Raw genomic sequence first — 14,042 nt, forward strand, 5'->3', positions numbered from 1 at the left:
TTTCCAATATGATAAGTTCTTTTCCAATCATATCCGGAAAACGAAAGAAGGTCTCAAGCCCCTGTTTCCTTGACTTTCTTATGAAAATCTCTTTTATATCTACATAAGAATAAATCTGAATCATTGGTGCAGGATCTTTTTTATCAAAAAAATCATATTCACTGTCTTCTTTAGACAGTATAATATCATAATCTCTTTTACCTATCATCAATCTTCTATTGTAGTTCATAGCATCAAGTATTTTCCACATGATGACACCGATAGATGTTTTTCTACCCTCAGATTTTTGTAATATTCTTCCCTCACATATCATATATAATTCTCCATTTTATACTGCTGCCACAAAATAGTCCTGTTAAGCATATAACTTATCTATATCATCCTTTTTTATACGTATCCGGGCTTTTATAAATCCACTCTGCATCAGGCTCAGGCATATTATATATTGCATCAATATGATGTTTTCTGAATGTATAACCGTTATCAACATAGAATGCGGTATTTGGGTATTCTTCCATATATCTGTGTACTATTTCCAATATGATAAGTTCTTTTCCAATCATATCAGGAAAGCGAAAGAAGGTAACAAGCTCATTTTTTCTTGATTTTCTTGTAAAAAGCTCCTTTATACCTAAATAAGCATAAATTTGAATCATTGGCGCAGGATCTTTTTCATCAAAAAAATCGTATTCATTATCTTCCTTAAACAGTATAAGACTACCATCACTTTTATATATTGTCACTATTCTATGGTAGTTCATAGCATCAAGTATCTTTAGCATCCTGCAATCAACAGTTATACTTTTTCTCTCAAATTTTTCTAATATTCTTCCCTCACATATCATATGTACATCCCCTTCTTATACTGCTGCCACAAGAGATCTTTTTTACAAAGCATCCGGACTGTAATATATCCAATTTGAATCTTTATTACAGTATGCTTTTTCAATGTCTTCTTTTGTATATACATATCCTGACGCACTTAAGAAAATATCCTCAGGAAAGAGTTTAGAATATCTATATAAAAACTCCGATATTATCAATTCTCTTCCTTCAATGTCATCAAAATAAATATATGCATAATAATAGCAATTTTCTCTTGGATAAAAAAACTTATACACCCCTTCTCTATCTCTCTCCACCAGGAACATACTTACATCCGGATAATAAACTCTTTTTTTTATATTACTTTCATCATCATCTTCAAGTATACTTGCAGACAACCAGTAATAGTCCTTTGAATCATGAATCGAACAATGTGTATATCCCATTGACATTAAAATGTTTATGACTTTTTCCATGTCTTCTTTATTAGCTCTTATTCTTTTTCTTAATATACCTGCACGCCACATAATTAAAAAACCCCTTTATCTCCTCAAATCTATTTATCAATCTAATTCCCTTATATAGCAAGGTATTTTGTCTACCAGCCAGACTTTTTCATTTCCATGTATTCCCCTTCTTCTATCATCTCGTCTATAGCTTCTCTAAATCAATCTATAAGTTTATCAACTTTTTAGTAAAGAAGAGCTGTTAGATATAAAACAGCTCCTCTTAAAAACATCAATAGTATAATTTAGAATGTTTTAGGATCCTCATAACACCAATTTTCATTCCATGGCAGTTTTGCATATACCTTATCTATATCACTCTTTGTATAAAAATAATCTACCCAAAATATATCTTCAGGAAACACACTAAAGTATCTATGTAAAAATTCAAGCATCATAATTTCTCTATATGCTATATCCTCAAAAATCAAAAAACATGTTGATACCTTACCCAAAATCGGAACATAACTATCTAATGCCTCTTTTGAGTCCTCGTAAAAATATATTATTGCACTATCATTTCTAAACTCATCATGTATATATTTTGGCCTATCCCACACCTCTCTCCAATGATCATTTACAAAGCTAACGCTCCATACATTACTTTCTTTATCTTTAGATTTATCACTAGCATAAAATTCCATTTCAACAAATATGTCAATTATTGCATCTAAATCTCTTTCCGTTACATATTCGTCTTTTCTAAATATAGAAGCAGAAATTCCCATTATTTTATTAACCTCACTAAACCTTCTGAGTTCTTCTTCTAAAACTTTTTTACAGGTTTGTATTTTGTCTTATATTTTCCTAATCCTCTGCCTGCATTCTTTGACTTAGCTTGCTTAAGAAATACCTACCTTATAGATTTTAAAATATTTATGTAAAAACTACAGTATTATTAACTCTATTACTCACTATAATTCCGTTATATAACACCAAGGTATTTTATCTGCCAGCCATACTTTTTCATTTCCATGATAAAATACCACTCCGTCCTCATATGCTCTCTTAGAATCAATTTCCAATATACAAGGACTCTTGTCACGCCTAAGCCCTACTTTTTTTGCTGTATCTATATCGGCTGACAGGTGTACATATTGTCTGTTCATAGGTAAAAGTCCGTTCTTTTTTATGCTCTCAATAAATCTCCTTACAGTACCATGATATAATTTATCAGGTGGAACCTTCTCTTCCTTTACTATATGCATCGGTATGGAATGCCCGTACAAAGCTCTTATTTTTCCTGCCTTTATTTCATGTCTTTTCTTTTCAGACTTATCAATCATAACAGCCAAATCGTTCCTTGTTATATTTCCAAGCTTACCTTCTGTATTTAGAGCACTCAAAAGCTGTTCAATACTTACCCAGCCTTCTTCGTCCATCTCAAGTTCATACTCCCAGGGTGCATGTCGGAGTGCATATGAAACTTCCTTGCTTAATTCTTCATATTTCATCGTATTCCCCTTCTTCTATCATCTCGTCTATAGCTTCTCTAAACCAATCTATAAGTTTATCAACTTTTTTTAGTAAAGAAGAGCTGTTAAGATATAAAACAGCTCCTCTTAAAAAATATCAATAGTATAATTTAGAATGTTTTAGGATCCTCATACATCCAAGTCTCATTCCATGGTACTTTTGCATATAACTTATCTATATCATCCTTTGTATAAAAGTGCACCTCCATAAATACATCCTCCGGAAACAATTTAAAATATCTATGCAGGAATTCCAGTAATAATCTTCCTCTACCTGAAATATCTTCAAAGTAAATAAAAGCAGGTACTTTTTCTCCCATACTTGGAATATATTCTCCACGCTTTATTTCCAAATTAGGAAAGAAGTAAATTCTAATATGGTCATTATCATCTAATGAATCAAGTTCGTCCTCATCCCACTTTCTTACCCACTCATCATTAAAAAAACTCATAGTTAAATATTCTCTTTCACCTGAACTAATATCCAACTTATTACTTGAATAAAATCCCATTTCAGTAAATATATCAATTATTATATCCAAGTCTTTTTCTGTTACATATTTACCTTTCCTAAACATCCATCCTGATGCTCCCATTACCTTAATATCCTCCCTAATTCTTCTAAATCTGTAACTATTTGTAGCTCCAAGAAATCTTCCGAGTCCATTTGATATTATAGGTATATTTGCAGCATATACAGAATTTCCTGCTTTTGTACTCTCCCTTATAATGGTATTCCTTAGATTGTCATAGTGTATACCTATATTCGGTAATTTTATAAATCCGGCTTCTTCAAGTGCTTTAAGGTTCTTTATATTTGTATTTAGTGAATCTATTGCTCCATAAGTTGAATACAAATAAAGTATCGGATTATTCTTTACTCTTTATTCTTTTTTTCATCCTATTCACCCATCTTTTTCTGATTTTTTATTTAATCCATTTTATACCACAGATTATACATTAGTGTCAATTACTATTGCTATTAAACTTTAACTATATTGTTTTAACAAGCTTCCTTACTTAATTCCTCATATTTCATCATACTCCCCTTCTTCTATCATCTCATCTATAGCTTCTCTAAACCAATCCCAAAAGCTTTCATAGTCCTTTCTCTGTTCCCATCCTAAACTTGCAAAATCGTGGATTTTTTGAACTCTTCCGCCTCTGTCTATATCAAAGCAAACTATATCATCATTGTCACCTATTCTTGCAAATGGTACCAACTTTCTGTCGGGGTATCTTTCTTGCAATCCCTTTATTCTACACACAGCCTGTTCATAATCCATCAAATACCAAAAATCAAAATCCGTCAGCCCCAAATGAACAATTTTCAAAAATTCTTTCGGATATTCAAATCCTTTATATATACTGCTGACATCCAATAATTTCATTTCTATACCTCTTTCTTAAAAACAAAAAGCGACCAAATTCCTCTACTTATAAGAATTTGACCGCTTATGAACAAGTATATTTTCTAATCCGCTCTTCTTCTGTAAAATCTTCCAAGGAGCTGTTGTGTCTTTATAAGATTTATAAATGCAGCCTTATCTATTTCTTTGATTGCCTTTACCACTTTATCAGCCTCGGCACTTGATACTATTGAGTATACAAGCGTTCTCTCACAATGATTGTAATGTCCCTCTCCCTTCCATGTTGTGGCACCATGGTGACTGATTTCTGAAATTATCTCACAAACCTCGTTAGGATGATCTGTAACAATGAACAGTGTAATCTGTTGGTACTTTCTGTACAATACATGTATAACAGTTGTTGTAACGTATTGAAAAATAATCGAATAGAGCGCTCTGTCCCAGCCGAATAAAAGTCCTGCAATCAAAAGTACTACCGCATTTCCTACAAGGATAATATTAAATGCATCCATTCCTTTTTTCTCGGATAAGAAAATAGAAATAAAGTCGGTTCCTCCTGTAGTGGCATTCATAAGAAGACAAATACTTATTGCCAGGCCGTTTATCATTCCTCCAAAAATTGTTATAAGCAATATATCCTCTGTTATCACATATCCCGGAATAATATCCACCAAAAAGCCTGCAAGCAATATAACCCAGCAGGAAAATAGTGTAAATTTCTTTCCTATAAATCTGAAACCTATATATACAGGTATGGCATTTAATATAATATTTACCACTGTATACGGCAATTTTACATTAAAAAACATTCGTGCAGATCTGGTAATAAGCAAAGTAATACCTGTCGCACCTCCGGGGAATAAATCTCCGGTTCTTACAAAGGTCTTGATATTAACGGCCATCAAAACAGCCGCCAAAGTTATAACGACAAATCTTTTTATATCATTTTTTATAATGTTATTTTTATTATTTTTTATACTTTCTTCCATCAAACCATCTCACAAAACTTATTTTACCCTATGACAGGCTACACTTCTGCCGTTTTTTTCACTCAAAACAGGCTCATCCGTTCTGCAAACTTCCATGCAATACGGGCATCTGGTATGAAATCTGCAACCGCTTGGAACATCTATAGGACTTGGTATTTCCCCCTTAAGTATTTCCTTTTGCCTTCCCGCATTTTCAATACTTGGAATGGCATCAAGTAAAAGCTTTGTATACGGATGAAGAGGATTTTCAAAAATATCATCCGTATTTCCGATTTCACATATCTTACCCAAAAACATCACACAAACTCTGTCGGCAATAAAATTTACCACCGATAAATCATGTGATATAAATAAATACGATGCTTTGCTCTTCTCCTGTAAATCCTTAAGTAAGTTTAAAACCTGTGACTGTATTGATACATCCAGCGCAGATACAGGCTCGTCGCATACTATAAGTTTGGGATTTAGAGCTATTGCTCTGGCAATTCCTATTCTTTGTCTTTGCCCTCCTGAAAACTGATGCGGATATCTGTTATAGTATTCTTTTCTGATACCGACATCTTCCATCAAATCAAGGACTTTTAGCTTTACATCTTTCTTTTTCATCCCCTTATTATGTGTGATAATGGGCTCTGCAATAATCTCCCCTACCGTCATTCTGGGATTTAAAGAAGCATACGGATCCTGAAAAATTATTTGAAGATTTTTCTTAATCTGCTTTAATTCTTCGCCCTTTTTTTCATAAATATTTTCATTAAGAAAGATACTCTCACCGCTGTTCGGACTTATAAGTCCTATAGCACATTTACCGAGAGTTGATTTCCCACATCCGCTCTCACCAACCAGAGCCAAGGTCTCATTCTCGTATATATCAAGACTGACATTACTTATGGCATGTACTTTTTTATTTTTCTTTGATGTAGGAAATTCCTTAACTATGTTTTTTAAACTTAATACTACATTTTTCATCTTCTATCCTTTTATGTAGGAAACATGAAACCATATGATTATCCTTTATGTACTCGTCTGCCGGTCTTGAAGAAAAGCAGATATCCTGTGCATAATCACATCTGTCTACAAATCTGCATCCCTTAGGCAAATTTAAGATATTCGGTACATTTCCCTTTATAGTATACAATCTGTCCTGCTTTTTTCCGATAGTAGGAATGGACTTTAAAAGTCCGTTTGTATATGGATGTGCAGTCTCGTTAAAAAGTGTTTTTGTCAGAGTTGACTCCACCACTCTGCCTGCATACATTACATATACATAATCACATATTTCGGCAACAACTCCCATATTGTGGGTGATCATTATAATTGATGTTCCGACAGATTCACACAGTTTTTTCATTAGCTTTAAAATCTGTGCTTCTATGGTAACATCCAAAGCTGTCGTAGGCTCATCGGCAATTAAAAGTTTAGGTTTACATATCATTGCCATACCTATCATTACTCTCTGTCTTAGACCGCCTGAAAGCTCATGAGGGTATGAGTTGAATCTTTTTTCCGCTTCCGGAATTCCGACCTCATTAAATATTTCAATGACACGCATTTTTGCTTCTTCTTTTGAAATCTTTTCATGCAAAATAATGGCTTCCATTACCTGCTTTCCCACCTTTACCACAGGATTAAGTGATGTCATAGGCTCCTGAAAGATCATAGAAATATCCTTACCTCTGATTTTTGCATAATCTCTTACACTCATTTTTGTAAGTTCAGTGCCGCAAAAGTCTATACTTCCTCCCACTATCTTGCCCGGATTTTTTATAAGTCCCATAATGCTCATAGCAGTCATAGACTTTCCACATCCGCTTTCTCCAACTATTCCAACTATCTTTCCCTTTGGTATATCTATATTTATGCCGTCAAGTGCATAGGCAAGTTTACCCTTTACTTGAAAAGCAACTTTTAAATCTCTTATAGTCAAAATATTGTCCATATTACTGCTCCTTAAGATATGGATCTAATACATCTCTTAGTCCATCACCCAAAAAATTGAATGCTAAAACTACAATCATTATAGCCATAGCCGGTGCCAATACAAGTACAGGCTGTGTAAACAGATATTTTTTTGCACTCACGACCATAAGTCCCCAGCTTGCTGTAGGTGGCTGTGCACCCACGCCAAGGAAGCTTAAAGAACTCTCCGAAAGTATGGCTGAAGGTATACTTAAGGTAAAAAGTACAACCAATGTCGGTATGCAGTTTGGTAATATATGTCTGAAAATAATTGTTGCATTACTTACACCCATGCTTTTTGCAGCCTCAACATATTCTTTCTTTGAAAGTGACAATGTTTCCGAACGTATTACTCTGGATGTAGATGCCCAGTTTACCAAAGATAATGCTATAAATATATTTATAAGTCCCCCACCCATGGTATACATTACAACCATTGCAAGTAAAAGTGACGGGAATGCAAGCATTATATCTGCAAGCCTCATTATAGCAAAATCTATCTTTCCGCCGAAATAACCTGCAATAAGTCCCAGTATTGTACCTATTGTCATTGAAATAAATGTCGGTAAAAGTCCTATGGTCAGTGAAATTCTTGCTCCATATATAACTCTAGTCAATGTATCTCTTCCAAGTTCATCAGTGCCGAGAGGATGTGCAAATGAAGGTGCCAAAAGTCTGTCTTTTAAACTCTGTGCATTTGGTCCGTATGCGCATATCACATTTGCAAATACAGCGCAAAATATAATTATAAAGATAACTATAAGAGAAAAAAATGCCAGCTTGTTTTGCTTAATTACAGTCTTCAGTTTTTCAACAAGGCTCTCTTCCATTTCAATTTCTGTGTCAAAAACCGACTCTCTATCTATATTTTTACTCATATTATCATTTTTCTTCATCACTCTTTCTATATCTCCTTTCTAATTCTCGGATCTAGAATAGAGTACAATGAGTCCGCTATCAAATTTCCAAATATAACCAGTATTGTTGTAAATATAACTGTTCCCTGTAAAAGAGGCATATCTCTGGTCTCTATTGCATTTACTGCAAGTCTTCCTATTCCCGGAATACCGAAAATATTTTCGGTAATAACCGCACCTGAAAGCATGGAAGATATCTGAAGTGCCATCATTGTAACAACCGGAAGCATTGCATTCTTTAAGGCATGTGATTTCATAACTGCAAATTCCAAAAGTCCCTTGGCTCTGGCGGTTCTGATATAATCCTCCTGCATTACTTCCAAAATATTGGATCTTGTCATTCTGGCAATACTTCCGGCAGAATTCCATCCTAGTACTATAGAAGGTAATACCATTGAAGCAGGTGTTTCATATCCGGATACAGGAAATATTTTCAGTTTATAGGCAAAAAGATACTGCAATACAAGTGCTATCATAAATACCGGCATGGATACGCCAAGAAGTGCAGTGCCCATAAACAACCTGTCTAAAATATTATTTTTATTTACTGCCGCAAATATTCCGCTTACAATGCCGACTATCCATGAAACTATTGCAGCACATACTGCAAGTCTTACCGTATTCGGGAATGCATCAAGTATTATACCTGTAACATTCCTGTTCAGTCTGTAACTTGTTCCGAAATCTCCTCTTACAGCATGTGAAATATATGTAAAGAATTGCATATACAGCGGTTTGTCAAGTCCCATCTCTTTGCTTATCTTATCTATTACAACCTGATTTACATGTTCACCAAGCATTGTGGTCACAGGATCTCCAGGTACAACTCTTAACATTATAAATATTATCAAAACCACGCCTATCAAAACAGGTATGGATACCAAAATTCTCTTAACTATATTTTTAAACAAAACTGCCTCCAAAAAGCTCCGGTAATAAAAAATGGAGCGATATCTCGCTCCATTATACCAATTATCCATTTTAAGTGCTATAGCTATTTTTTTGAAAATCCAACAAATCTCATATCTGAAATTCCTGCCCAGTTTGGCTCAAATCCCTCTATATTCTTACTTACACCATAATAGTGCTCTTTTGAGAACATAGGTAACCATGCAAAGTCTTCCGTAACAATTTTCTTTTCAAGATCATTGTACTCAGATAATCTCTCTTCAGAATTTACTATTGTTCTTGCCGCACTTACTCTATCCATCACAGCCTTGTCAGGATAGTTCAGTGATCTTTGCTTTGTATTATTCTCATTTCCAAAGAATGTATAGATAAAGTTATCCGGATCATTGTAATCGGCAGTCCATGTTGACATAAATGAGCCGAGTGTACCGTCTTTTCTTGTTGCAAGCCATGTAGACTCGTCATAATTCTTTATCTCGGCATTTATACCGACTTCACTTAGCTGTGATGATATTACTTCAAGTATTGTCTTTGTAGTATCTGATGATGATGAATCAACTGAAATCTCCATATCAAATCCGTTCGGATAACCTGCCTCGGCAAGTAAAGCTTTTGCTCCGTCCGGATCATACTTAAGCTCAGGTAATGAAGAATTATATCCTATAAGACCTCTTGGAAAAATACCGTTTTCAATTGTTGCTACACCCCCAAGTAATGAGTCAATGATTTCCTGACGATTGATTGCCATAGAAATTGCTTTTCTCACATTAACATTGTTTAAAGGCTCCGTATTCTCATTGAATGTAAAGTATGTAATACCTACTCTTGGAGTATGGTAAAGTACATCAGGCATCTCTTTCTTATATGTATCAATATAGTCAAGCATGTAGTCAAAATCAAGTATATCAAGCTCACCGTTCTTGAACATCATATTTCTTGTTTCGGAATCAGGTATAACTCTTATAAGAACGCCCGGAAGAGATACATCTCCACCCCAATATGTGTCATTCTTTGTAAGTACAATAGAATCATTTACTGTCCACTCCGCCATATTGAATGCGCCTGTTCCTACAGTTACTGAAGGATCAATACCGAACTTATCTCCTGCAGCCTCTGTAGTTTCCTTATCAAGCATACATACAGGTGATGATGACAAACATGCTAAAAATCCTGAATAAGGCTCTGACAAAGTAATTTCTACAGTATAATCGTCCAAAGCTTTTACACCTGTAAGTTCTTTACTGCTTCCGTCCATAACTTTATCCGCACCTTCAATCTGGCTTACAAAGTCACCGTTTACTGCTCCTGTAACTCCCAGAATTCTTGTAAGTGAATATACCACATCATCAGCTTTAAAATCAGCACCGTTTGAATATTTTACACCCTCCTGTAAGTGCAAAGTGTAAACTTTTCCGTCCTCTGATATGTCCCAGCTTTTTGCCAATGAAGGTACAAGCTCACTTGAACCGTCGCCCTTTATTTTTGCTTCCACCAATCTGTCAAATATATTTAACGGCACCATATAATCCTTTGATGTCTTATGTGGATCTGCAGTCTGAATATCCGCATTAATTGATGTTACAAGAAATCCTGTAGTATCAATATTTGTTGTTGCTTTGCTCTCCTGTGTGGAGTTTGATTCTGTAGTCTTTGAACCACATGCACTTAGAGTTAATGCTAAAACAGCACCTAACAATATAAATCTTTTTTTCATTTTCCTCTCCCGTTTCTTATTACTACATGACATTATAATACTTTTTATAATCAATGCCAAATAATTTTTATATCCAATATATAAAAAAGTCGGGCAAAATAATCGCAACCCAACTTTTTTATAAATTCTATCTTAGGAATGTAACCGCTTTTATAGGAGTTCTGTAATCACTTCTTCCTATTGTAATCCCAAGATTCTTATTTGCAGCATGAACTATCTTTCCGTCGCCCATATATATACCTACATGGCTTATCTCTCCGCCGCTTCCGTAAAAGAGCAAATCTCCCGGCTGAACTTCAGATACGCTTATTTCTCTTCCGTTATTAGCCTGCTGTCTTGTATTTCTTCCGGTACTGATTCCGAATTGCTCATAAACTCTCATTACAAATCCTGAGCAGTCTGCACCGTTTGTCAAAGATGTACCACCATAAACATATGGATTTCCCACATATTGCTTAGCATAAGCAACTATTGCGGATCTTGAAGCCTTTTCCTTGACCGCCGCTTTTGTGCTTTCCGTTGTAGCAGCTGTGGTAGCCTTTGATTTGCTGACACCCGGTCCACCGTTCTCACCTGTTACGACTGAGCTTTCTTTCTGAACCTTCTTTGCCTTTGTCTCTGCTTCCTTAGGCTTTTCGGTATTTCCACCGGGGCCATATCCTGCCGCGGTTGTAGCTTGTGTGCTGATTTCAACCTTTGATTCTGCAGGCTTGGTCTGTGGCGCCTCAGCTACCGTTGTAGCCTCTGTTTGCTTTGTTGTATCTTCTACAGCACTGATTGTTCCGGGTGCCTGTACGGCATCTATCTTTTCCTGAACCGTTTCAGTTTGCCTGGTTGTTTCCGGAATACTTGTCACTTCAGGCTCTTTAACAGTTTCTATAGTGACTTTAGACGATTCCGTTTCTTTTTTAGTGTCTTCTATCGCCTTTATAGTTTCCGAAACTTTTTTCTCCTCGGAATTCTTTGTAGCTTCAACCGTGTCAGCATTTGTTTCCGCCTTAGTTGACTGCTTTGTGGCATCTTCCGTAGGCTTTGATGTAGGTTTCAGCGTTGTTTCAGGCTCTTTTGTAGTCTCCTTTGGAGCCTCCAATTTTTCTTCATTAGACTTTGTTGTTCCTTTTATTGTATCCGGAACATTGATATTCACCTCTTTACTTGCAGGTGTTTCTCTTTTTTCGGCTGCCGGAGATTTTATAGTCTTAGGTTCAGTGCCTGTTTTCTCTGAAGTTGTCTTATCGGTTGCCTCTGTAGGCTTCTTTGTCTCTTTGGCTTTTGTAGTATCTGCAACTACCGTATCTTTCTTTGCCGCTACAGTTTTATCACCGTCCGCATCTACCAGATTTTGATAAATATCCATAGCCTCTTTGGCTTCCGTTTCAAGCTTAGCTTTTTCCAGAGCCTCAATAGTACTCTCCTCTGTGGTCTTGGCTGTTTTATAGGATATATCCGTCTTTATAAAGTCCTTGTAAACATACCCTGTGAGATCGTCATCTACCTGAACCTTTACAAAGTTGTTATCCTGTCCTACGACCACAAACTTCTCTCCGCCTCCAAGCATAGTGAGAGTATTTGAAGTTATATTAGGTGTTGTTCTCAATCTTACATTATCAATGTCTACAACAGTTGCATATGTGACGATTGCATCTTTCGCCAATTTTTTGGCTTTATCTCCTGTAGCCACTTCTGAAGCCTTTATATAACCTTCAACACTTCCGGAGTTGATTTTTAACCACTCTCCGCTTTCATTCACCTCGGTTCCTACAACTGTCGCAACTGAACTGTAAGAAATACTTCCTACAGCTTCACCGGTCTCTTTGGCACTTGAATGAACAATCGTATCTTTTTTTCGATTGGCTACAACTATATCATCTTTTATGATATCCTCTTTGAGTTTGTCTTGTATTGACGGTGCTTCATATTTTACCGTATCATTTACAAGTTTTGTTCGTGCATCGTCAGCTCCCGTTATCTCTATAGTATTGGTAGTCGCTTCTTTTAATGACTCACCAAGAGCCGTCTGTGGAGATATAGAGCTTGCTTTATAATTGTTTAAGGCTACAGCCATACCGGAGACTGCGTTACTTGTCTCCAAATCCATATCTGCATAGGCGTTGAAACTACATAATGAAACAAGGGTTAGAGCGGATGCCAATGTTAGAATTTTCCTTTTCATGAGCACTCCTTGCTTTGTTTTAGAGTACTTAAATTATACCAAAATTTGTAAGATTGAACAATTACTTTACACCAGTATACTTATTACAATATTTTAAACTTTTGATTACGTTTAGCGTTATAAATCTGTTTAAAAAGTTTTACACAAAAAAAGAACAACCTAAGTTGTTCTTTAAGTGCGGGAAAAGGGACTTGAACCCTCACGTCTATACAGACACAAGATCCTTAGTCTTGCCTGTCTGCCAATTCCAGCATTCCCGCATAGGATTAGATTTTCTAATCAAGGCGACAACCAGATTTGAACTGGTGATCAGGGTGTTGCAGACCCACGCCTTACCGCTTGGCTATGTCGCCGTGTCTAGTTGCCTAAACAAGCGCCCCGAACAGGGCTCGAACCTGTGACACTGCGGTTAACAGCCGCATGCTCTACCTACTGAGCTATCAGGGCAAATACTCGTGTATTATATCAGATAATCACTGATTATGCAAGTATTTTTTTATGAAAGGTAATACTATGAACTTACTCCGTAAGTTCAAGTACGCTATTTTTCTAAGTTCGTACTTCGCTACGCTCGTTCTCACTAAGAAAAATATGTGCCTTCAAAACTGCGTACCAAATTCCGAGTATTATAAATTTCTATCCTTCTTGGTTAAACCCTCGACCTATTAGTAACCATCAACTTAATACATTACTGTACTTACATCTTGGCCCTATCTACCTCGTAGTCTTCAAGGGGTCTTACTGTTTTCACATGAGATATCCCATCTTGAGGGGGGCTTCACGCTTAGATGCCTTCAGCGTTTATCCCGTCCCGACATAGCTACCCTGCCATGGAGTTACTCTCCAACAGGTACACCAGCGGTCAGTCCGTCCCGGTCCTCTCGTACTAAGGACGGCTCCTCTCAAATATCTTACGCCCACGCCGGATAGGGACCGAACTGTCTCACGACGTTCTGAACCCAGCTCGCGTACCGCTTTAATGGGCGAACAGCCCAACCCTTGGGACCTGCTACAGCCCCAGGATGCGATGAGCCGACATCGAGGTGCCAAACCACTCCGTCGATGTGAACTCTTGGGAGTGATAAGCCTGTTATCCCCAGGGTAGCTTTTATCCGTTGAGCGATGGCAATCCCACTTTATGCCACCGGATCACTAAGTCCTACTTTCGTACCTGCTCCACCCGTCGGTGTCGCAGTCAAGCTCCC

General features: G+C 36.5%; 14 protein-coding genes, 3 tRNA genes and 1 rRNA gene. All 18 read right to left on the reverse strand.

The genetic code is table 11. The annotated features are described in order from the left end of the window. A partial coding sequence (locus HMPREF1140_RS00415) for a hypothetical protein (RefSeq protein WP_009661983.1) occupies positions 1 to 313 on the reverse strand: 313 nt, incomplete at its 3' end. Between the two features lie 64 nt (positions 314 to 377). After that, positions 378 to 845 carry a hypothetical protein gene (locus HMPREF1140_RS00420; RefSeq protein ID WP_009661980.1) on the reverse strand — a complete coding sequence of 156 codons (468 nt, stop codon included), beginning with the start codon at positions 843 to 845 and terminating at the stop codon, positions 378 to 380. Positions 846 to 887: 42 nt separating this feature from the next. Next, on the reverse strand, positions 888 to 1,352 hold the full coding sequence (locus tag HMPREF1140_RS00425; RefSeq protein WP_009661979.1) for a hypothetical protein: 465 nt from the start codon (positions 1,350 to 1,352) through the stop codon (positions 888 to 890). Positions 1,353 to 1,576: 224 nt separating this feature from the next. Continuing rightward, positions 1,577 to 2,059 (reverse strand): hypothetical protein, encoded by a 483-nt coding sequence (locus HMPREF1140_RS00430; RefSeq protein ID WP_009661976.1) that lies wholly within the window; start codon positions 2,057 to 2,059, stop codon positions 1,577 to 1,579. A 186-nt stretch (positions 2,060 to 2,245) separates the two neighbouring features. Beyond that, positions 2,246 to 2,785 carry an RNA 2'-phosphotransferase gene (locus HMPREF1140_RS00435; protein WP_009661982.1) on the reverse strand — a complete coding sequence of 180 codons (540 nt, stop codon included), beginning with the start codon at positions 2,783 to 2,785 and terminating at the stop codon, positions 2,246 to 2,248. Positions 2,786 to 2,916: 131 nt separating this feature from the next. After that, entirely contained in the window at positions 2,917 to 3,402 is a 486-nt protein-coding gene (locus HMPREF1140_RS00440; RefSeq protein ID WP_035619611.1) for a hypothetical protein, read from the reverse strand. A gap of 432 nt (positions 3,403 to 3,834) precedes the next feature. Next, positions 3,835 to 4,197: an SMI1/KNR4 family protein gene (locus tag HMPREF1140_RS00445; RefSeq protein WP_009661975.1), complete on the reverse strand. Its 363-nt coding sequence runs from the start codon at positions 4,195 to 4,197 to the stop codon at positions 3,835 to 3,837. Between the two features lie 83 nt (positions 4,198 to 4,280). After that, the gene (locus HMPREF1140_RS00450; protein WP_009661978.1) at positions 4,281 to 5,165 is read right to left on the reverse strand and encodes a YitT family protein; all 885 of its coding nucleotides are present in this window, start codon (positions 5,163 to 5,165) and stop codon (positions 4,281 to 4,283) included. 18 nt (positions 5,166 to 5,183) lie between these two features. Beyond that, positions 5,184 to 6,134 carry an ABC transporter ATP-binding protein gene (locus tag HMPREF1140_RS00455; RefSeq protein ID WP_009661981.1) on the reverse strand — a complete coding sequence of 317 codons (951 nt, stop codon included), beginning with the start codon at positions 6,132 to 6,134 and terminating at the stop codon, positions 5,184 to 5,186. Continuing rightward, positions 6,097 to 7,104 carry an ABC transporter ATP-binding protein gene (locus HMPREF1140_RS00460; RefSeq protein WP_009661974.1) on the reverse strand — a complete coding sequence of 336 codons (1,008 nt, stop codon included), beginning with the start codon at positions 7,102 to 7,104 and terminating at the stop codon, positions 6,097 to 6,099. Before HMPREF1140_RS00460 ends, HMPREF1140_RS00455 begins: the two co-directional genes overlap by 38 nt. Before the next feature lies 1 nt (position 7,105). Continuing rightward, entirely contained in the window at positions 7,106 to 8,020 is a 915-nt protein-coding gene (locus tag HMPREF1140_RS00465) for an ABC transporter permease (RefSeq protein WP_035619604.1), read from the reverse strand. A gap of 8 nt (positions 8,021 to 8,028) precedes the next feature. Continuing rightward, a complete protein-coding gene (locus HMPREF1140_RS00470; RefSeq protein ID WP_009661972.1) occupies positions 8,029 to 8,952 on the reverse strand; it encodes an ABC transporter permease in 924 nt (307 codons plus the stop codon). 83 nt (positions 8,953 to 9,035) lie between these two features. Then, a complete protein-coding gene (locus HMPREF1140_RS00475) occupies positions 9,036 to 10,664 on the reverse strand; it encodes an ABC transporter substrate-binding protein (RefSeq protein WP_009661971.1) in 1,629 nt (542 codons plus the stop codon). A gap of 127 nt (positions 10,665 to 10,791) precedes the next feature. Then, positions 10,792 to 12,837, reverse strand: coding sequence for a C40 family peptidase (locus tag HMPREF1140_RS00480; protein ID WP_035619607.1), 2,046 nt, complete (start codon positions 12,835 to 12,837; stop codon positions 10,792 to 10,794). A 176-nt stretch (positions 12,838 to 13,013) separates the two neighbouring features. Next, positions 13,014 to 13,097 (reverse strand) — tRNA-Leu (locus tag HMPREF1140_RS00485). A gap of 22 nt (positions 13,098 to 13,119) precedes the next feature. Beyond that, positions 13,120 to 13,190 (reverse strand) — tRNA-Cys (locus HMPREF1140_RS00490). 21 nt (positions 13,191 to 13,211) lie between these two features. Beyond that, a tRNA-Asn gene (locus HMPREF1140_RS00495) sits at positions 13,212 to 13,284 on the reverse strand. Positions 13,285 to 13,482: 198 nt separating this feature from the next. After that, positions 13,483 to 14,042: ribosomal RNA gene (locus HMPREF1140_RS00500) — 23S ribosomal RNA — on the reverse strand; the annotation flags it as partial.

The organism is Lachnoanaerobaculum sp. ICM7, assembly GCF_000287675.1.
Classification (GTDB): domain Bacteria; phylum Bacillota; class Clostridia; order Lachnospirales; family Lachnospiraceae; genus Lachnoanaerobaculum.